Annotated in this window: 18 protein-coding genes and 5 pseudogenes; 10 read left to right on the top strand and 13 right to left on the bottom strand. The window is 55.9% G+C overall.

Features of this window, described 5'->3' with window-relative positions:
- Positions 1-88: 88 nt before the first annotated feature.
- The 3 genes from AB7M29_RS22500 to AB7M29_RS22490 all read right to left on the bottom strand — a co-directional run bounded on the left by AB7M29_RS22500 (position 89) and on the right by AB7M29_RS22490 (position 2,474).
- On the bottom strand, positions 89-763 hold the full coding sequence (locus tag AB7M29_RS22500) for a polysaccharide lyase family 7 protein (protein ID WP_217856417.1): 675 nt from the start codon (positions 761-763) through the stop codon (positions 89-91).
- A gap of 282 nt (positions 764-1,045) precedes the next feature.
- Entirely contained in the window at positions 1,046-1,837 is a 792-nt protein-coding gene (locus tag AB7M29_RS22495; RefSeq protein WP_454248014.1) for an XRE family transcriptional regulator, read from the bottom strand.
- Between the two features lie 103 nt (positions 1,838-1,940).
- Positions 1,941-2,474 (bottom strand): HD domain-containing protein, encoded by a 534-nt coding sequence (locus AB7M29_RS22490; RefSeq protein ID WP_225922990.1) that lies wholly within the window; start codon positions 2,472-2,474, stop codon positions 1,941-1,943.
- A gap of 286 nt (positions 2,475-2,760) precedes the next feature.
- Here AB7M29_RS22490 and AB7M29_RS22485 point away from each other — a divergent pair, with 286 nt between their 5' ends.
- Complete coding sequence (locus tag AB7M29_RS22485; RefSeq protein WP_052964391.1) at positions 2,761-3,120, top strand: VOC family protein; 360 nt, start codon at positions 2,761-2,763, stop codon at positions 3,118-3,120.
- Positions 3,121-3,241: 121 nt separating this feature from the next.
- Here the strand turns inward: AB7M29_RS22485 and AB7M29_RS22480 are convergent, their stop codons facing one another.
- The 7 genes and pseudogenes from AB7M29_RS22480 to AB7M29_RS22450 all read right to left on the bottom strand — a co-directional run.
- Positions 3,242-3,442 (bottom strand): hypothetical protein, encoded by a 201-nt coding sequence (locus tag AB7M29_RS22480; RefSeq protein WP_007895617.1) that lies wholly within the window; start codon positions 3,440-3,442, stop codon positions 3,242-3,244.
- 18 nt (positions 3,443-3,460) lie between these two features.
- Positions 3,461-3,526 (bottom strand): annotated as a pseudogene (locus AB7M29_RS22475) (transcriptional regulator); the annotation flags it as partial.
- 406 nt (positions 3,527-3,932) lie between these two features.
- On the bottom strand, positions 3,933-4,955 hold the full coding sequence (locus tag AB7M29_RS22470; protein ID WP_217856407.1) for an XdhC family protein: 1,023 nt from the start codon (positions 4,953-4,955) through the stop codon (positions 3,933-3,935).
- A gap of 11 nt (positions 4,956-4,966) precedes the next feature.
- A complete protein-coding gene (locus tag AB7M29_RS22465; RefSeq protein WP_454248013.1) occupies positions 4,967-6,319 on the bottom strand; it encodes a c-type cytochrome in 1,353 nt (450 codons plus the stop codon).
- Positions 6,320-6,336: 17 nt separating this feature from the next.
- Positions 6,337-8,586: a molybdopterin cofactor-binding domain-containing protein gene (locus AB7M29_RS22460; RefSeq protein WP_454248012.1), complete on the bottom strand. Its 2,250-nt coding sequence runs from the start codon at positions 8,584-8,586 to the stop codon at positions 6,337-6,339.
- Complete coding sequence (locus tag AB7M29_RS22455; RefSeq protein ID WP_217856401.1) at positions 8,586-9,041, bottom strand: (2Fe-2S)-binding protein; 456 nt, start codon at positions 9,039-9,041, stop codon at positions 8,586-8,588. Before AB7M29_RS22455 ends, AB7M29_RS22460 begins: the two co-directional genes overlap by 1 nt.
- A 180-nt stretch (positions 9,042-9,221) precedes the next feature.
- Positions 9,222-9,719 (bottom strand): annotated as a pseudogene (locus AB7M29_RS22450) (AraC family transcriptional regulator); the annotation flags it as partial.
- A 231-nt stretch (positions 9,720-9,950) separates the two neighbouring features.
- Here AB7M29_RS22450 and AB7M29_RS22445 point away from each other — a divergent pair.
- Positions 9,951-11,147, top strand: coding sequence for an MFS transporter (locus AB7M29_RS22445; RefSeq protein ID WP_454248011.1), 1,197 nt, complete (start codon positions 9,951-9,953; stop codon positions 11,145-11,147).
- Positions 11,148-11,228: 81 nt separating this feature from the next.
- Complete coding sequence (locus tag AB7M29_RS22440) at positions 11,229-11,708, top strand: cyclophilin-like fold protein (protein ID WP_454248010.1); 480 nt, start codon at positions 11,229-11,231, stop codon at positions 11,706-11,708.
- 418 nt (positions 11,709-12,126) lie between these two features.
- Here the strand turns inward: AB7M29_RS22440 and AB7M29_RS22435 are convergent, their stop codons facing one another.
- Positions 12,127-12,459 carry a hypothetical protein gene (locus AB7M29_RS22435; protein ID WP_454248009.1) on the bottom strand — a complete coding sequence of 111 codons (333 nt, stop codon included), beginning with the start codon at positions 12,457-12,459 and terminating at the stop codon, positions 12,127-12,129.
- Positions 12,460-13,280: 821 nt separating this feature from the next.
- Here AB7M29_RS22435 and AB7M29_RS22430 point away from each other — a divergent pair.
- Together AB7M29_RS22430 and AB7M29_RS22425 are read left to right on the top strand one after the other, a co-directional pair.
- Positions 13,281-13,541: a hypothetical protein gene (locus tag AB7M29_RS22430; protein ID WP_123722349.1), complete on the top strand. Its 261-nt coding sequence runs from the start codon at positions 13,281-13,283 to the stop codon at positions 13,539-13,541.
- Between the two features lie 336 nt (positions 13,542-13,877).
- Positions 13,878-14,240 (top strand): annotated as a pseudogene (locus tag AB7M29_RS22425) (site-specific integrase); the annotation flags it as partial.
- 13 nt (positions 14,241-14,253) lie between these two features.
- Here the strand turns inward: AB7M29_RS22425 and AB7M29_RS22420 are convergent.
- On the bottom strand, positions 14,254-15,531 hold the full coding sequence (locus tag AB7M29_RS22420; protein WP_217856396.1) for a sugar MFS transporter: 1,278 nt from the start codon (positions 15,529-15,531) through the stop codon (positions 14,254-14,256).
- A 287-nt stretch (positions 15,532-15,818) separates the two neighbouring features.
- Between AB7M29_RS22420 and AB7M29_RS22415 the strand changes: the two are divergent.
- The 3 genes and pseudogenes from AB7M29_RS22415 to AB7M29_RS22405 form a co-directional block, all read left to right on the top strand.
- A pseudogene (locus AB7M29_RS22415) lies at positions 15,819-16,021 on the top strand (transposase domain-containing protein); the annotation flags it as partial.
- Between the two features lie 69 nt (positions 16,022-16,090).
- A complete protein-coding gene (locus AB7M29_RS22410; RefSeq protein WP_030131260.1) occupies positions 16,091-16,498 on the top strand; it encodes a DUF3224 domain-containing protein in 408 nt (135 codons plus the stop codon).
- Positions 16,499-16,615: 117 nt separating this feature from the next.
- Positions 16,616-16,755 (top strand): annotated as a pseudogene (locus AB7M29_RS22405) (IS66 family transposase); the annotation flags it as partial.
- Positions 16,756-16,859: 104 nt separating this feature from the next.
- Here the strand turns inward: AB7M29_RS22405 and AB7M29_RS22400 are convergent.
- Entirely contained in the window at positions 16,860-17,810 is a 951-nt protein-coding gene (locus AB7M29_RS22400) for a LysR family transcriptional regulator (RefSeq protein WP_217856394.1), read from the bottom strand.
- Between the two features lie 237 nt (positions 17,811-18,047).
- Here AB7M29_RS22400 and AB7M29_RS22395 point away from each other — a divergent pair, with 237 nt between their 5' ends.
- Both AB7M29_RS22395 and umoC read left to right on the top strand, forming a co-directional pair.
- Positions 18,048-18,473 carry an ester cyclase gene (locus tag AB7M29_RS22395; RefSeq protein ID WP_217856392.1) on the top strand — a complete coding sequence of 142 codons (426 nt, stop codon included), beginning with the start codon at positions 18,048-18,050 and terminating at the stop codon, positions 18,471-18,473.
- 604 nt (positions 18,474-19,077) lie between these two features.
- Complete coding sequence (gene umoC / locus AB7M29_RS22390; RefSeq protein ID WP_217856390.1) at positions 19,078-19,578, top strand: lysozyme inhibitor LprI family protein; 501 nt, start codon at positions 19,078-19,080, stop codon at positions 19,576-19,578.
- Positions 19,579-19,821 lie beyond the last annotated feature (243 nt).

Below are 19,821 nucleotides of genomic sequence, written 5' to 3'. Positions count from 1 at the left end.
TTTTGTAGGAGCCAGCGGTGCGGCGATCCGGCTTGCTGGCGAAGGCGCGCTTAAGGACGCCTTCGCCGGCAAGCCTGGCTCCTACAGGTCAAGCATGGGTGATGGAAAGGTCGCTGATGATGCACACCGAACCGTCTTCGGGGTCAGTGGTGTCGGAGTAATCGATCTGGTTGTACACACCGCCGTGGAAGGCCAGCGTTTTCGTGTCCCAGGTGTTGTCGAGGCGCATGATTGCGGAGGTCGATTTGACGCCGTTACAGCTCGCCGAAACGGAGACAGCGCCGCTCGAATTGGCGTGAATGTTGATTTTGAACAGTGCACCAAGCGGCACGTTTTCCAGAACCGTCGTGTTCACCGGGTCTTCTTGAAGATAACTCGACCGGAACCCCATGGTGATTCGGCCTTTGTTCCAAAACACTTTTACAGGTGGTCGCTCTGAACCCTGCACATGAATCTGGCCGATCACGACCTTCTGCAGCGAGTTGACTTTGGTTAGCCGCATTTCTTGTCGGTTCCAGTGGTCAGCAGCGCTGGCGAATAGCCAATAACCCGGCTCCTTCCACTCGCAGCGCGTCCGGTGCGTGCTTTTGCTCGAAGCACCGAGCGTCGGCGCCGTCATTTGCAGCGAGCCATCCGGAAGCATCGAAACGACTTCCGGACATTCAAGCAGGGCCCGCCAACCGATGAGCTCAAGTGCGATGGGGTTGGTCTCGGAGATAGGAAGCGGTGTAGCGATTGTGTAGTTGCTGATGTCTACAGTCATGGTTATTTACCTCAGTTCATTGATGTCACCTTTTGCTCCATTGAGCCTTTCGCTTTTGATGTAGGCCTACATCCCACTGCCCACTCGATGAATGGGCAGAAGTGATGCTTTCGTTATTGCTCGCGCCGCGACTTTTGATGCGGGTGGTGTTGTCTTGGCTTGAAGTAAAAGTAGCAGTGCTTATATTTTAAGTAAATAGCGCTGCTAATAATATTTTCCACGGACATAAGAAAGCCCGCGCCAGGCGGGCTTCATTTGGTAAAAAACGGGTCTACGGTTCAATCAGCGGGCAAACATCCCCCACCAGAACACGTGGCCCAGGATCACGATTTGCTGTTCCTGGATTTCTGCGAAGATATAGTCCTCATCCGGATGCTCGTCGCGATTGAAGCTGCGCAGGCGGATGCCCGTTGGTAGGCGGTAAACCTGCTTCACACGTAGCTGACCGCTGTGGTTGATGGCGTACATGTCGCCGTCAACGATATCGCCCAGTGAGCTCTTGCCGACGTTGATGCCTATGGTTGCGCCGTCACGCAGCACTGGCAGCATGCTGTTGCCGCTGACAACCACGCACTTCGCGTTGCTGAACTGAACGCCGTTATGGCGAAGGTCTTTCTTGAAAAAGCGCAGCCGTGCGCTATCGCTTTCCTCAATCACGAAACGGCCTGATCCGGCCGCCAGTTCCACTTCGCGCAGGAAGGGCACGTAGACCTCATCGTCATCCAGGGGCGTGTCGTCATCCCAAGGCTGGATGTCCGACATCAATACGCTTGGCTGGATGCGCTCGGAAGGCTGGACGCTGGCAACGGTCGACATCAGGCGTGGGCTCACTTCACTGGCATCGAAGCGCAAGGCTTTTGCCAGTTTCAGGAGTGCCTCGACGTTCAGTGGAACCTTGCCGGTTGCGTACTGACTGAATGCGCTTTGGCCAGACCATCCGCAGGCCTCAGCCACATCTGCTTGAGTGAGATTTGATCCAGCCGCTTTGGCAGCAGACTTTCGCTGGATGTAAATAGCCTTGAGCCTGATGCTTTCGGCGATTTCTTCAGGGGTAAGGGGGCGGCGTGTTTTCATGGCGACAAGAGTATGATATTTCAGCAAATAGCGCTGCTAGTAATTTTGGCCAATAAAGCAGCTATGCTGCTATATAGGGTGGGTGACGAGTGAATTACTACATTCAGAGCCGCATCATTGGCAGTGGACTCAGTGGGTTCGTTAGCAGTCGCTTGAGCGAAAGCTGAACTAAGCGAAAGTGAAATCCTGCATCAGGAAAGGCCGAAAACACCTCACGTCGCTTCTGTCGTGAGAGTCCAAAAGTAACCGCTCCGTGGGATACGTCGATCCAATCGGCTTTCCGAAAAACCTCTGCAAGGTTCTGTGGATCGGTATGGGAACGAGTAATTTTATGGTGGTTGTGAATGATCGAGATAATCTCTTCCGTCCAACCCAGCTTATCGATTTCCCGAAGGAAGTCTTTTGCCAATTGCTCTGACGGGGGCAAATAATCAAACGTCCTGGCCGTCCATATGCCAAGGTCATGAAATACCCCGGCCACCACTATTTTTTCCAGGTCTACAGCATCCAGCATGTTGAGCGAGCAACAAAAGTTGATGACTCGGTACACATGATTTCGGTATCCGGTGAAGTCATTGCCGAGGTATCCGGCATAGCGCTGAAGCAGCTCGTCCAGCAGCTCAATTTTGATGAGCAATATTCCATCCTCCTTGTTTGGAAGTGGCTACTTTATAGGCTTGGACGCGCATCTGCACGGATACCCCAACTGACGACGAAGCCGCATCAGGTTTTCCGCCTTCGCTTCCAGCCAATCAACCTCAGTCAGGTCGTCTTGGCTCACCGGAGGCGGCAGAATTGGAACTGAGCCTTGCGTTGTGCTGACATGGGCGCCTCCAGAGTGGCGGGATGAGTTGGATGTGGCGTGTTGAGGATTTACGTCTAAGATGGCTAGCTGATTTGAGTGACCAACCAGGGAGGGTGATATGAAGCCAGCAATCAATGCGGTGATCATTTATGCGAAGGATGTCGCGAAGACATCTGATTTCTACACTCGGCATTTTGGGTTTTCCGCATTGCCGGAGCTCAATGGCATCACGGAACTGACTTCGTCAGCAGGTGGCGCCAAGCTACTTCTGCACAAGGCGGCCAAAGGCCTAAAGAACGGTCAGGCGTGCGTCAAAATCGTTTTTGACGTGGACGACGTTCAGGCTTTCAAGGAGACCTCTGCAGAAAAGGGGCTGCTTTTTGGCCCGACACACGAGGCAGAGGGATACAGTTTTTCCAATGCCAAAGATCCAGACCAAAATAATGTCAGCATTTCCAGTCGTGCATTCAGATCGTGACCTGATCCAAAATCACTCGGCTGCACTCCGTTCCGCTGGTTGCCGGTGGAAACTCGAGCAGCCCCATCAGCCATCCACCTTGCTGTTTATACTCCCAGCCTTCAGCCGGGACGTGTACATTTCAATGAAGAACCCTGCGGCTCTCTCCAATCCTGATCCGATCGAGCGCCCTGTTTAACGCGTCCAAGGCATCGAGGAGGGCTTTCGCCTCAGCTTCCCGGCCATCGCCCCAGAGGCGTTCAGCCATTTTGTTCAGCGCCTGGATAGAGCGCTCAATGTCAGCAGCCGTCGCTGCTTTGCTTTCCTGATGTTTCTTTGGCATTGATCAACCTTTCTTCAGGTAGACCAGCTTCACGCGGAGCTGACCGTTGTGGTTGATCGCGTACATGTCGCCGTCGACGATATCGTCTGCGTGAGACCGGCGGGCTCAGCACGCTCGGTCTGGTTTAGACCTGCATGGCGACGGGCGGCTTTGAGTCTTTCTTTAAATTCCATCCGCGAAGTATTACGGGCGCTCCCATACCCTTGCAAGTCGGTATTCCCATAACCGTGCAATATGGGTATTTCTGTATTGGGCGTACATCTGGCCAACTAGCGGGCGCTTGCCTCGGCTTTCGATGAACACCCATTGGGCACCACACCCATTGCTCCGAGCTGGGAGTGCTTGTCGGCCAGCCAAAATGAAATCCGGATCGCTTAAGTCGCGACCTACACGAAGGCAGTAGGGTGCGGAGGCCGTTACTGGAAGAACCGTATGCGGGGAAGAGCTGACAACCGGCGGGGACCCTGGAGATTTTCAACCAAGCATAGGTCTACGGTGATGAGGCTACAGATTCGATGGAATGTTTAGCTTGGGCGACACTGAACTCACTTGGCAAGCTAGCACCATTCTTGGCCGCAAGGATCTCGGCCATCACACTGACGGCGATTTCTGCAGGCGTCTTACTGCCAATGTAGATGCCGATCGGTCCGTGCAGACGCTCAAGTGACGCCTGGGTCTCACCAAAATGCTCAATCAGGCGTTCGCGGCGCAGCTGGCTGTTGCGCCGCGAGCCGATGGCGCCAATGTAAAACGCCGGGCTATGGAGGGCTTCGAGCAATGCGAGATCGTCGAGTTTGGGATCATGACTCAAGGCGACGATGCAGGTTCTCAGATCGACCGCGAAGTCGCGGACAACATCATCGGGCATGCCGACGATTCGCTCCACGCCGGTCACCGCCCAAGTCTCGATGTATTCCGGACGTGGATCGCAAACCGATACTTTGAAGCCGTTGAACAACGCCATGGTGGCTAGATACTCGGCCAGCGCGCCGGCACCTATCATGAGCATTCGATACCCTGGCCCCAAGGTATTGAGCATATGCTTGCCGTCGAAACTGAATTGCTCCGGTGTCGCGGTGGGTTGGAGCGTGACTTGACCGAACGCCACTGCCAGGCAGCGGCGCACCAGCCGCCCGTCATCCAGATGGGCCAGCAGTTCATCGAGCGACTGCCAAGACGGGTTGAACTCGAGAATCAGCTCAAGCGTACCGCCGCAGGGCAAGCCGAATCGATGCGCATCATCGGCGCTGACGCCATAGCGCACCACTTCCGGTGCGCCGTCCTTCAAGCCACTCCCACCATAGGCCGTGGTATAGCGATGGATCAGGTCATCCTCAATGCAACCACCGGACACGCTGCCGACCACCCGACCGTCGTTACGCAAGGCCATCATCGACCCTGTCGGGCGCGGTGAGGAGCCCCAGGTTCGCGCCACGGTGGCCAGTAGCACGCGTTCTCCGGCCGCGAGCCAGTCCCGCGCGGTGCGCAGTACCAGCAAATCGATGCTTTCCATCAAACTCTCCTCTAGCGCATGTGGAGGATGGTCGGGCTGCTGCTAGCCGGATCGGTGTGTTCACGCAGCTTGCCAACCGCCTGCGCATCGACAGCACTACCCTGATTGCCCCAGGCGCTGCGCATGAATGTCAGGACCTCGGCGATATGTTGATCCGACAGCTGCTCGCGGAAGGCGGGCATGCGATAGGCGTCCGGCACGCCGGCGGCCACGATACGCTGCGAGCCGTTGAGGGTGATGTTGATCGCCGATGCACTCTCTTTGGCCAATGCGGAGGTCGCTCCGGCCAGTGGCGGCATCCATTCGGGCTGCCCTTTGCCGTCCAGACCATGGCATGACGCACACCGCGTCACGTAGGTGTGGGCACCGGGAGTGTCCAGACGCTCAGCGGCAGATACCTTCTGATACTGCCAGGACGCTCCATCGCGTTGAGGATCCCCGGGCAGCGATTTCAGGTAGTGGGCAATCGCAGTCAAATCATCATCGGTCATGAACTGCGTGGAGTTGTTGAACGCCTCGGTCATCGAGCCGTAGACCACCGCGTGTCTGTTGCGCCCAGTCTTGAGAAACTGCACGATCTCCGGCTCGCTCCATCTGCCCAGACCCGTGTTGTGGTCATCACGCAGGCTCGGGGCATACCAGCCATCCAGCAAGGCGCCGGCGAGGAACGGCGCACCGGATTCGTCGAGTGCCTTCTCATTGAACGCCAGGCCGCGTGGCGTATGGCAACTGCCACAGTGCCCGGCACCCTGAACCAGGTAAGCACCGCGGTTCCACATTTCATCCTGCGAAGGTCTTGCAACATAGGGCTCGGCGTCAACAAACACACCGTTCCACAGTGCTATAGGCCAGCGCAGGTTCAATGGCCAGGGAATTTCACTCTGGATGTTCGCCTGTTTGACCGGCGCCACGCCTTTCATGAAGAACGCATACAGCGCACGCACGTCGTCATCACTGAGCTTTGCGTAAGACGGGTAGGGCATTGCCGGGTACAAACGGCGGCTATCGGGTGCCACACCGTGGCGGACGGCACGGTCGAAATCCGCCAGGCTGTAGTGGCCGATCCCGGTTTCAGTGTCCGGTGTGATATTGGTCGCATGGATCGCTCCCAGCGGTGTGGCCATTTCCAGGCCGCCGGCGAACGGTGCTCCGCCTGGCACGCTGTGGCAAGCCACGCAATCGCTGAGCCTGGCGACGTATTCGCCACGGGCGACCAGCGCAGGGTCGATATCGGCCACGGCTATGTGGTGGTTTTCAAAAGGCGAGGCGGGCTCGCGAGTGACATACCAGGCCAGCAGGCCTGCCGCTACCAGGCACGGCACCGCCAGCCAGCCAGCGGTTCTTGCGAATCGGCTGTTATTCATGGACGCTCCGGCGTTGATCAGGTGAAGGTGTGTCGGCTCATGGGCAGGCTTCGAACCCGTTGCCCGGTCAGCGTTGCCACCGCGTTCGCGACGGCTGGCGCGACGGCCGGCAACGGCGGTTCGCCGATGCCACCCATTTTTTCCCCGCTCTCGACGACACGAACGTGTACCCGTGCCATCCGCGCAGGCGGCAGGATCGGATACAGGTCGTAGTTGCGAGCCCGAGGTTTGCCATCAACCCACACTGACTCCTCTACCAGTGTCTGAGACAGCCCCAGCGCAACGGCGCCATTAACCTGAGCCTCGACAATCGCCGGATTGACGATGCTGCCGGGGTCAATCGCCTGCCAGATGTCGTGCACCTTGACCTGACCGTTCTCGATGGATACCTCGGCGATCACCGCCGTCTGTGTACCGAACGGCGAAGCCATCGCCACGCCTCGCGCGCGTTTGGTGCCGTCCTCGGCTGTAAACGGCCCACGCTTCCAGCCTCCCGACAGCTCACCCACCGCCTGCAGCAGTGTGGTCAGGCGCTTGTTGTCACGCAGCAAATGCAGGCGCAGTTCGAACGGGTCCTTGCCGCCTTTGTCGGCCAGTTCGTCAAGGAACGACTCATAGAAGAAGTCGTTGAGCGAATTGCCCACCGAACGCCAGTAGCCCAACATTGCCGGGCCTTTGACATAGATCTGCGCGATCCGCTTGTTGGGGATCGCATAGGACTTGCCCGACAACCCTTCAAGCGCAGTGGGGTCTAGCTTTTCACCCTGTTTGCCGGCGATGGCCTCAGTAGGACCTTCGGTGGCACTGATCGCTTCGATTGCCAGCGGCCAGCCGTCGTTATCCAGCGCGGCTCGGAAATTCACCGCTGCAACGGGACGGAGCACGTCACGCAAAAACTCCTCCTCTCGACTCCAGATCAGTTTGACCGGGCGGCCAACCGCCTTGGACAGCTCGATCGCCTGGGGATAAGGACTGGCTGAGTCGTAGAGGAAATGCCGACCGAAGAATCCACCCAGCAGTGGTGAATGCAATGTGATGCGAGACGGATCCAGCCCCGTGCGTTTGGCGATATCCGCACGGAACATGTCCGGCGCCTGATTAGGCAGCCAGACTTCCAGCGAACCGTCCGGATTGAATCTGGCCAGCGCAGAAGGCGGTTCCAATTGCCCGTGGTTCAGATATTGGTTGTGATAGGTGGCGTCGACTCGAGACTTGGCATCACTGAGAATCGAAGCAACGTTCCCTTCATTCTCGTCATCCCTGGCTGGGCCCTTTTCTTCAGCGAGTCGCTTGAGCCAGTCATCGCTGGAAAAATCTGCGGGCATCGGCCGTACTTTGCTGTCGACCGTTGGCTCTTGCCAGTCGACCTGAATCGCTTCTACCGCACGTTTTGCGTGCCACCAGCGCTCGGCGACCACTGCCACGGCACCCGGCAGACGATGCACGGAGTGAACGCCTTTCATGGTCTTGACTTGGTCTTCGTTGCGCACGTTGCCCACTGTCATACCCAAGCGTGGGGCATGCTGAACGGCGGCGTGCAGCATGCCTTCGACCTTCAGATCGATGCTGTAGAGCGCCTTGCCCGTGGACTTGTCATAGGCATCGACGCGCTTCACGGGCTTACCGATCCAGCGGAACTGGCTCGGATCACGAAGTTGCACTGTGTCAGGGGCGGGAACCGGCAGATCCATCGCGCGCTCGGCCAATTCACCGTACGCCAACGAACGGCCCGACGCGGCATGCACCACTTTGCCAGGTTCGGTGGTCAATTCGCCCACCGGCACCCCAAGCTTCTCCGCGCCCGCCTGCAGCAGCATGGCGCGGGCAAGCGCGCCGAGGCGGCGCATGACCGGGTAACTCATGCGCACCGACATGCTGCCACCGGTGATGCGCATGCCGTTGTCCATGACCACATAGGCCTCGCCGGGCGGCGCGGCTTCGACCAGGAAGGTCGCCGGGTCGGCATCCAGTTCTTCACCGACGATCTGCGCCATCGCGGTGAACGTACCTTGCCCACCTTCCATGAACGGGCACAGCAGACGCACGCGGTTGTCCGGGCGAATTTCCAGAAACGCCGGGACCTGCGTGCCACGCTCGGGGGTCGCAGCCGCCGCCGCTTGCACGCGTGTCGAACCGAGCGGCAGGCCGAAGCCGAGCACCAGTGCGCCCACGGCTGTACCGGTCAGAAAACGTCTGCGCGACAAATTGACCGGTTCGTGCAGATCAAGCGCTGATGCTTCCTGGGAAGGGTCGATACGAACGTTCATCATGCGTCTCCCTTATCGGCAAGCTCATGCATGGCGGCATGAATGGCGTTGTAAGTGCCGCAGCGGCACAGATTGACCATCGCGGCCTCGATCTGTGCGTCACTCGGCTTGGGGTTTTGTTTGAGCAGTGCAGTGGCTGCCATCACCTGCCCGGACTGGCAGTAACCGCATTGGGCGACCTGAAGATCGACCCAGGTGGAGACGACTCGCTTGCCCACTTCATCGGCCTCGATGGCCTCAATGGTGGTGACCTCCCGGCCGACCACACCAGCCACCGGCGTGACGCACGAGCGCACCACATTGCCGTCCACCAGTACGGAGCAGGCACCACACTGCGCCAGTCCGCAGCCGTACTTGGTACCGGTCATGCCCAGATCATCGCGGATCACCCACAGCAAGGGCGTATCGGCGTCGGCATCGACTTGATAGGTCTTCTGGTTGATTCGTAGTTCCATGGCTCACCCGCTTGATCATCGGTTGACTTGCATTGTTATTAGTAGTGAAACGCTGCGAGGCGCATCACCGGAAAAGCTTGTCTTTCGTTCAACTTGCCGCGTTGCCGAGCGCTTCTGTTTCGAGTGGCTGTCCACGCAGCAGCGCAATGTCACGACTGGGCGCGGTACCGAACAGGCGGCCAGAATCAGCGGCGCCAGCACCGGGATCGCCTCGGGTTCATCGAGCAATGCCAGCAGGCGATCGAGCGCGCCTTCTAGGGCAGGCGACATGCTGCCAATGCCCGCGCCCGTACCCGTTGATTGATGTCGCTTCGCAGGCAAGCCACTTTTGGTGATTACCTCGGCGAGCAGGCTGACATCCAGTTTCAGTACGAGGCCGACACAGGGCTGTTCGGGACTGGCAACAATCACTTCGGAGTTGGCTGGCAGATCCAGTGACGTGACCAGAAAACGCGAAGGGCCGTAGCTGTAACCCTCACCACCCACCCACAACCGTTTTTCACCACGGCCCACCAGAATCAGGCTCGGCTCGATCATGCACACGGCGGGGGGCGCCGGCAGGTCGCGACGAAACAGCGACAGGCCGGGAATAGATGTCGCGAAGTCACCCGGTACGCTCACGCGCGGGTCAATGTTCAACGCCAAAGGTGATTCATGGCGCTGGGGTATATGAATCATGGTTGGTCGCTCCTGTTGTCCGAACTCTAATCCGCTGAACAGACGTTTCCTATCCATCACCCTGCAGCCTCAGAGGATCAGGCAAGCATTCAAGAGGAATGCACTAGGGCTCAAGCAGATCGACCGGGAGAATGTGTCGATCTGTTACAGGGGGAGTGCCCACGCGGGCGACAAACTGCTCGCCCCCCTGCGCATCACACCAACACGCTTTTCGCACCACAGGTAATTTCCATGACTTTTCCTTCTACAGAAAAACGCGGCTGGAGTGCCGTGCTGGCCATGTCGTTGGCCGCATTCGCCTTGGTCGCATCAGAATTCATGCCTGTCAGTCTGCTGACTCCCATTGCGGCAGACCTGCACATCACGGAAGGCCAGGCAGGGCAGGGCATTTCGGTGTCCGGTGCATTTGCATTGATCACAAGCCTGGTCATTGCATCGATCGCCGCTCGCGTCGAACGCAAGAAGTTGCTGCTGTGTCTGACCTTGCTAATGATCGGGTCAGGTACGGTCGTCGCGCTCGCGCCGGGCTACCCCTCATTCATGCTTGGGCGTGCCTTGATCGGGATAGCCATCGGTGGTTTCTGGTCATTGTCGGCGGCGACCGCAATGCGCCTGGTGCCGCCTGATCAAGTTTCCCGAGCGCTGGCCATTGTCAATGGTGGAAACGCTCTGGCCACGGTAATCGCAGCTCCGGCGGGCAGCTTCCTTGGCTCGCTGATAGGCTGGCGCGGCGCGTTCTTCTGTGTTGTACCTGTCGCAGCACTTGCGGCCGTGTGGCTGCTGATAAGTCTTCCGTCCTTCAAGACCGAGCGCCAAACAGGTAGCGGCAACGCCTTGCGGCTGATGAAACAGTTGCCAGTCGCATTGGGAATGGTAGCCGTCAGCGTATTTTTCATGGGGCAGTTCATGCTGTTCACTTACCTGCGCCCGTTTCTTGAGGTCGTGACCGGTGTTAGCGTCTCAACATTGTCTTTCATGCTGCTGGGGCTGGGACTTGCAGGTTTTATCGGAACCTTTCTGATCGAAAGATTCATGGGTAGCGGCCTGTACCGCACGCTGACGGTTATCCCGTTGATCATGGCTGGCATCGCACTGGCTCTAGTGAGCTTCGGCGAATCGCCGATGCTGACCGCAGTGCTGCTCGGACTATGGGGATTGGTCGCCACTGCCGCTCCCGTCGGATGGTGGACATGGCTGGCCCAAACGCTGCCTGATGATGCTGAAGCCGGTGGAGGCATGCTTGTGGCCATTGTCCAACTGGCTATCGCAGGCGGTGCAATTATCGGCGGCTTGGCATTTGATCTAAGTGGTTACAAAGCCACATTCGAGCTCAGCGCAGCCGTGTTGGTCGCCGCGTCTGCGCTCGCTTGGTTAGCGGGTCGCAATGCCACTGAAGTTCATCTTGCCGAGTCGAACGCGACTGCCTGACAAAATCAGGAAGGGCTCGGCGCATGGGGTATCGACATGAGAAAAAGAAACGCTCGATCGACTGTGTGGTTGAGCCTCTCGATGATTGTAATCTGTGCATCGATAAGTCCTGCTGCCATGGCCCAAAACTCATCGCTGCACGAAGGCCCTGATCAAGCAGGACCGATCAAAGAGGTTCCTGCGATGCCAGCCAGATCAACCATGCTGACCAAGGTCAGACTCAAGTTTGAAGGCCATGAGGCGGTGGTTGAGTTGAATGACAACCCGGCTTCCCGCGATCTTGTGTCCATGCTGCCACTCACGTTGAAGTTCAGTGACTACAACAACGTCGAGAAGATCGCTTATCCGCCCCGGAAGTTCTCAACCGATACGGCACCCTTTGGACTAAAGCCATCCGTGGGAGATTTAGCGCTCTATGCGCCATGGGGCAATTTGGTGGTGTACTACCGCAGCTTCAAGAGTTCCGGTGATCTCGTTCATCTAGGCCGTTTTATTTCAGGGATCCAGCAGCTTGCAGCGATGGAAGGGGAGTTCAGTGCCCGTTTAGAGGTGAGCGAGTAGTTGGGGGCTCCGTTCTGTTCATTTATTGGGCATTGGGACCTCCTGGGTCATACCAGCTGCAACGATGAGCCCTGCTTCAAACTGCACGCGGCTAGATGTCGTCCTGTTTGATGGATCTTCATTAACCCTACTTCAAAGACGCAGCAGGCGTTCGGCATTGCCGTGAGCTATGAGTGCTTGGCCGGAGGCCTCCTGCGGACACCCCACATACCATCATCACTAAAAGCCCCGAATATCTCAGGGCCTGGTTGCTCAATCCCTCGCCGATCCACAACCACGGGGTTGTATAGGTCGACCTCGATAGTGGCGTCATCGTTCGGCTGAACCTTAACTGCTCGCCGAGTGACCATCTTCCGGCCTTCCAGGATGGCGCGCACCATCGGGGCTGAGAACAAGATCGGCCGTTCTTTTATGTCGGTCATGGCGTCACCCGCCGGCCCCAGATGCAAACAGGGCCATCCTCGGCGTCGTGGATCGAAAGGATGAACCAGCCAGGCTCGTTTGGGGGCTGAATCTCCCAAGCCGAACAATCAACCTGACCTTCCTTCATGTAAACGTTGAACACGTCGGTCGATACGTCGCTTTCCATATAGGTGATCTTCGTTTCCACCTGGTGGCGCTTGCACCAATCGTTGAACTGCTCCTCGGTAATTTCGTCATCGAACTCCGAGAGGTAGTCAGGGTGCGACCACCAGCCGTCCGCATCGCGATGGACCGGAAGCGAATCAATCAAAACAGTTTCTTCAGGCATGACAGTTCCTTTGCCGCTATAGCGGCTATCAAGTTCGTATGGGAGAGAGGTATCGTTGCCGCCATTAAAAAATGGAGGTGGGACGTGGTCGTACACGGAGTTGAATATCGGTTTTGCTGCGCTTCAAGCGTTGTTGAAGGTCACGATGGCCTAGCGCTGGAGTGCTGGAGAGGCAACAAAGGGCCCCTATTTGAAATTTTCAGAAACGACGAGAGGCTTCGCTTTGAGGTGACTCTGTTCGTACAGGACGTTCCGCTTGAGCTGCTTGAATACGCTGTCCCGATCGCCCGAGAACGCTTAGGGGATTTTGTCCCCTATCCCTGATGCCACTGGATCGTTACCGCTATAGCGGCTGACTTTGAAGGAAGAGGGAGCAGCTGATTTGCCTGAACACTGAGGCAGGAGCCCAGAATGCGTACATGCAATATTTGCAAGCGTCCTCTCGATACCGCGCCAGAGCTCGAAGATTGCGGAGGCGATTGTCTTGAGTGCATGGCTGAATGCGGAGATCCTGATGCACAACTGGCAATGCAACAGATTCTTCTGGTTCGCAGTCGTGCAAGCGGTTCAGGCAAAGGTGATGACGAGTGCCGGGATTAGCCGCTAGCTTTGAAGGTGGGGAAGTTCAGATCGGTGAAGCCGGTCATGGGGGGCACTGAAGTAGATGCGTTTCATGCGGCGCGATCCAGTTGGTATGTATTCCACGCGGCCTGGTCTGCACTCGTAATGGGGCGTCCTATGCCGGGTCATGCCCGGGCGGTGGAAGGGTTGATAGAGGCGAGATCAGCTACAGTTGATAGATGATTCAAAAGGAGGTGCGTATGAGCATCACTGTCTGCGTCGTATGTGGCGATAGCGCCGAGAAAGCTTATCCAGTAGGCAGTTTTGATGAGTTTAAATGTTCGAACTGTGGCTACTACTCAGTCGATCGGCAGCTGATTGACGAGATGGAGGCAGCAGGTCAGGTCTTTGACACCGAGCGTACCCAACAGTACTTAATGATCCATTCTCAGCCGGGCCAAGTGCCTGCGATTACGCGTATCGAGACTACGAAGCATCAACTGATTGTGGAGAGTGTGTGAAAAGGTAAGGATTGGTCAGGTTGCCACCTGCTGCTTTTCCTGATGTAGCGCTTCCTGCACTGCTTTGATGACCCTCCGTAGATATGTGAACCCTCGACTGCCAGCGCTGCATCCCAGAATCCGCTGGCCCAGCCTGAGTCCGCGCGCGTTTCCCCTTGCCTGATGACCAACACCGCCGACATCAGTACGGCGTTGTCTTCACATTGGTCGAAGCCAGCAAAACCGAAAATTCAACCCTAATCCTAGGGACTGTAAACGTTCAGGGCACAGCCACCGGCCCCTTCCCATCCTGGCTATTGATGGGGAGTCCGCTGGAAGGTGTTTGAAAGCTGTGGAATGAGACTGATATTCGCAACAAAAGACCTGTCGTTAGCAGGTCGATCTTTCGAAGGTTTTCCGCTGTTGGTTGGCTCAGATGGCTGGCCTGTTGAGCCCGTGCAATCCTTCCTCAGGCATATTCTCGTGGAGTCCGGTGAGGCACGAAGCGAACTGACTTGGGAAGCCTACGGACGTCGTCTGTACGACTACTTCGCTTTCTTGGAAGCCAATGGATTGGTCTGGGGTGAAGAGAGCCCCGCTAACGGTCTGAGCGTCCTATCTCGTTACCGGGACTGGTCTCAAGGCGAGCTGGGGCTCGATCCTGGCACGGCGAACAAGCGGTTGAATCTAATCGTTAGCCTCTACCAATGGGCTAGCCGCGCGCCAGGGAATGCTAGTGCTTCGGAGCGCGGGCATACCAACCGTAAATTGCGATGCCGGCATAACAGGTCGCTGGCACGCTCAATGCCATCGCGAGCGTCGAGAGGTCGGCCGCATACCCTGTCAATGGCGGAATAAATGCCCCGCCAACAATGGCGCAACAGAACAGGCCCGAACCTTCCGCCGCGCGATGACCGAGCCCTGCGGTCGCAAGGGTAAAGATCGTCGGAAACATGATGGAGTTGAACAGCCCGACGGCCAGCAGCGACCATCCGGCAACAACGCCTTGTGTGGTGGCAGAGATCGTCAACAGCACAATGACTGCCGTGGCGGCAAAGGCCAGCAGTTTCCCGGGCGCGAAAGTGCGCATCAGCGCCGAGCCGATAAAGCGGCCAACCAGGGCGCCACCCCAATAGAAGGCAACATGCTTGCCTGCGGCTTCGGCGGGAAGGGCCAGGGTTGTCGGCAGCATGAGGTAGTCGGTGATGAGGCTGCCAATCGTGACTTCGGCGCCGACATAGAGAAATATGCAAACGGTGCCGAGTGCAAAGCGCGGCTGCTTTAGAAGGTCGAGCGCAGCGAGTGGATTGAGACGTTCAGGTCTTGTTGACGGTTGCAGCTCATTTCTTTTCAGCCAGACGATCAAGGCGACGATGCAGATGAAGAGCGTAATGCTTGCATAGGTGTTGCTGATCACGCTGGCTTCCTGCGACAGGAAGGACGTCAGTTCTGCTGGCGACAACGCGGAGGTATCTACCGCATTGAGGGAGCCCAGGATCAGTATGGCACCCAGGTAGGGCGCGACCGTGGTTCCCAGCGAATTGAACGCATGGCCGAGGGTGAGGCGGCTGGGGGCCATTGCGGCGGTTCCGAGTAGTGAAAGCAGCGGGTTCGCAACGACCTGAACGGTTGTCACGCCAATCGCAAGCACAAAGAGGGCGCCGAGGAAGGCTGGAAACAATGCGGACTGGGTGGCAGGAATGAAGAGCAGGCATCCACCAGCCATCAGCAGCAACCCGAGGACGGCCGCTCTCATGTAGCCGATTCGCGAAATGAGCAGGCCTGCGGGTATGGCGAAAATGAAATAGGCAAAAAAGAATGACGACTGCACAAGCATGGCCTCGGTATAGCTGAGGCTGAAGAGGTGCTTGAGTTTTGGCACCAGGACATCGTTAAGGCTGGTGATGCTGCCGAGGATGAAAAACAGCGCGAACACGTAGGTGCTCATCCGTTGGGCGTGGGGTGTTGCCAAACTGTTGGTGACAGTCGCGCTAGCACTAGCGTTCGTCATCACGGGCTTCCTCTTTCTTGTGATTGTTACTTTCAAGGAAAGCTCTATCGAGCCTCAGGCACCTTGATAGTGAGACAGCGCTATCTTTGTGCGGTGAAGTACTCGCCAAAGGAGGGTGCGCTGCCATCTGATTTTTTGTCTGTAGCCGCTACCGCTCACCCAAAGTCCGGGGCCAGTCGTTAGAGGGCGCTACCTTAGTGCCTGACTTTTCGTTTGGCAAGCCGCTGGATCTCTTGGGGGTTATGCCGAGATAAGGGGTAAATTCGCTCATTTGGGCTGCAGCAGGGCCGTGGGCACTTGGACGCTCGAACTGGTTGTTCGCCGGGTCGCTACGCAGCGGTAAGCGGGCAGCTGCGATCATGAGCTTGATTCAGTCAGCCCGCATGAATGGGCATGATCCTTATGCGTATCTCAAAGATGTGCTGACGCGCCTGCCGACGGAGCGAGTGAGATCGATCAACTGCTGCCACAGCATTGGGTCTCGGCCTGACGTTCTCAACGTGAGGGTGCTCTTGCATTAGAATGACCGCTCAACTCATATGGAACAGGACTGATCCGAATGGAAGCGCGAGCCACTTTTTCCTCCAAGAATTTCAAACCAACTGACCTGACTCCCACGCCCGAAATTACAACAGGCTTACCAGTGTCGATCAGCTCCATGGAAAAGTCCTATACAGGAGCTATCGATGGTATTTCTTCAACAGCTTTTACTGCGGCGTTCGACCAAGCGTCAAGAAGGGGCAGCTACATCGCGATGGAGAGCTTCAAGGGTACGGTGAATGGGGTAGAGGGTTCCTTTAACTTCATTCATTCCGCCTCCACGACCGGAATTGATCGTGCAGATGAGTTTTTCTGCATAGTTGGAGGCAGTGGTACGGATGGTTTGAAAGGGATATCAGGGTCAGGAGGGATCACAATTGACATCGATGGAACGCACCATATTTGGTTGAATTACCACCTCGAATAATTTAACAAGCCGAAAAGGGCACCGCCCCTGACGCATCAGGGAGGTGTCTTCGCTAGGTGGTTAACGTGGCTTTGCCGGACGCTTACTTTTATGGAGTAGCGGCTTAATCCTTAATCACCGTTCATCAAAACGCTGCATGACTGGATGCGGCCCAGCGTGACCTTGTACCCAACGGATCAGCTACGGCCAAAGCCCTGGATTACAGCCTTAAGCGCTGGGTAGCGCTGACGTGCTATCTGGGCGAAGGGCAGCTGCCGACCCAAAGCAGACCTTCAGGGCTCCCAACTATTGGCCGATTGCTTCCTGTTCTCAAGGCTATCCATCCATACGATGGGCTAGTGCAAAGATTAGAACCCTTCTCTTACACAAGGTACTCCCCCGTTTTTGGGGGGCTGTGCATAACCTCTCTTAGTGCGTCTAATAAAGCGGAGGCGGCAGGTGACAATGTAGCGTCTCCCAGTCGGGAAACACCGATTTGCTCCAGAATTAAAGGTTCGAAAGCCGGGAGGCGAACTAGCTCATTACTATGTGCTGGGTCAGAAATAACTGATTGAGGTAATATTCCAAGAAGATCGGTCTGTTTTAATAACCAAAGTATATTAAAGAATGATGCTGTTTCTATAGTTGCATGTGGTGGGTCAATGTCCTTTCGATGAAAAATGTTATCGAACTGCTTCCGTAAAGTAGTTTCTATTGGCGGCAGAATCCATGCTTCGCGCGCGAGCTCTTCCAGTTTAACCCCAGATTGCTGAGCAAGAGGGTGGTCACGGCGCGCAACGATGATGGCGTTTTCGCTAAAGAGCGCCTCCTGAGCGACAACGACGCTTGAGCTGACATCGGAAAGTCTCCCAATCAAGAAGTCCAATTCGCCTGAGATGAGCCGAGGTATCAGTTCTCCGCTCACACCATCGACGATTTTGATGCGGATGCTTGGTCGGCTTGCCCAGAGTCGCGCGATGGCTGCAGGCACAAGATAACTTGACCCTGTTAACACGCTTCCTATGGCAACACGCCCGGCATGCCCTTTTCCAAGAGCGTCGATTGCTTGGGATACATGATCCAGCTGGGCAAGGATCATCCGGCTGCGCTGCACAAAGTCCCGACCAAGCTCTGTAGGCGTAACCCCCCTGCGATTCCGAGTGTAGAGCTGAGCCTCTACAGCCTCTTCCAGATCTTGTAGCAGCTTGCTCGCTGTAGGCTGTGAGAGGTTCAGCGAGCGTGCAGCGTGCAAAACACTGCCATATTCAAACAATGCAATCGCCAAGCGGAAATGCCTGACTGTCGCCCATTTTTCCAACCGTTCCAGACTCATGTGGTATTCCTACAGCTGATATCACATCTACTATATTATAGATTTACGAATACCATAACCCCTCCTAGAATGTGCCTGACGCGCTGGGGCGTTCCAATTAAACACTTGCGACGTGTGCAAAAGGTCTTGTCCGTATTGATTTAACATCTCTGGGATACGACTCATTTTAAGCGGGGCGGCCTTTTATAAAGTCCTTGAATTTATTGCCTGTTATCAATGTGAGAGGAGTAAGGTTGTATGAGCGTCAAAAATCTAGAAACGGTGAAGAGCTACTTTAAATACTGTGTGGATGGTAAGGACGTTGAGCGAGTTTCCGAGTATTTCGATGTCGACGTGGTCGTGCATCGGCCGGACTGCGATGCTCCGATAGGTGGTTTGGAAAATTTCAAGCGAGCCTTGAGCGCAAATGTTCTCGAACGCTATAAGACAATTAAAACTACGTTCAGCAAGGAAGTTGTCACAGATGACGTTGTTGTAGTCGCGTTGACACACTGTGCAACTGGCTCCAATACATGGCACGGCTTTAACGTAGAAGGCAAGAGCTTGACGTGGACGGCCCTGACGTATTTCCGGTTCAACAAAGAGGGTAAAGTGATCGAGGAGATCGTTGAACGGAACGAACTGTTCATGGCAAAGCAACTCGGAATCATCAGTTACGAGTAACACTTAGTTAAATCTCAAGGGAGCTAAATCCACCGTGGTGAAATTATTTTCTCTACGGTGGTCAGAGGCCGCTATTGGCCGAGGCTGTGTAAAAACGCTTTAGAACACGATCGACAGTCGGGGCTGGAGCAAAAATCGCGCTCCTACGCAAATTTCTGGTCTGCTGATTACACATGCACCAGCAGATTTTACGTAGCAACGCAGACTTCAAAATGGCGCATGCGTTTTTACACACTCTGGGTCGCTTTCTGCCTGTCACGACCGACCGAAATCAACTGTGGATTCAACCGGTCGATGCAACACAATCAAAACTGTCCAGCAGCAGTTCCATCTTTTAATTGTTGGCGGAATGACCCGATTGCTTGGCGTCGATCAGAGCTTGGCCGATGCGCCCATACAGGTCTATTTGCCGGGCGCCGAAACTGTTGCTGATGCTTGTTCTTGGTGGCGTTGAACAGCTTGCCCTGGATGCGGTCATACAGGTCTGGGACTGTGAGCACTACTTACCTCAACGGGCCTAATCCTGCGTACGCAGTACACAATCGGCTTTGCACTAAAAGTTGTTTCTGGCCCCTCGATAAATACATCAAAAGGATAGATAAAAATGAGAAAACTCATTTCTGTGGTCGCTGTAGCGACTTCATTTGCTATCGGTACGGCATTTGCTCAAGTACCCGCGAAACCTGATGTAAACCCAATCACAAATGGCACGGTCAATGTGGCTGCTACGTCTACTACCACCGCAGCAAAAACTGCAGTGACCAGCGACGCTCGAGCTGGAGCATTGAACGAATGCTACGACACCATTGGCGATCAGCCCCGGACCGTCTTGCAGTCTTGTCTTGAGCGTAAGATTCGCGAAGCCACGTCACAAATGCATATCGCCTACAAAAAACTGGAAGCCAAGACAAAGGAGATCGATTCGAGTGCGACGGCCAAAGCGCTTACCTCGCTGCTCGCCTCTCAGAAGGCTTTCGAGACGTTCAAGGATGCACAGTGCCAGTGGGAAGGAGACTCCATGATGGGGGGCTCGGGCTCTGGAGATGTTTTAAATGCCTGCAAAGTCGATTTGATCCGGTGGAGAACAAAGAAACTTTCCGATTGAATTTATTGACGGTTCAAAGTAAAGGTGATCGGGGAGCAACTTTTCTGTTCGGGTATGAATAATCTGAATCTGCACGAATCTATTTCCCTTATAAGGGAGCAGCGGTCTGAGTAGCAGCCGAGCGATCGTAATTTCTTTGCGCGATTGTCCACCAGTCGCCGGCTTCTGGCCAAGAAGAAGGTGTGGGTTGAACGTCCACTTTTGGCCGAGGGTGTGTAAAAACGTTTTTGAGCGCGACGGGTA

The organism is Pseudomonas sp. F-14 TE3623 (genome assembly GCF_053629015.1).
Note: the sequence above shows the minus strand (reverse complement) of the source record. Positions and strands in the feature narration are given on the sequence as shown.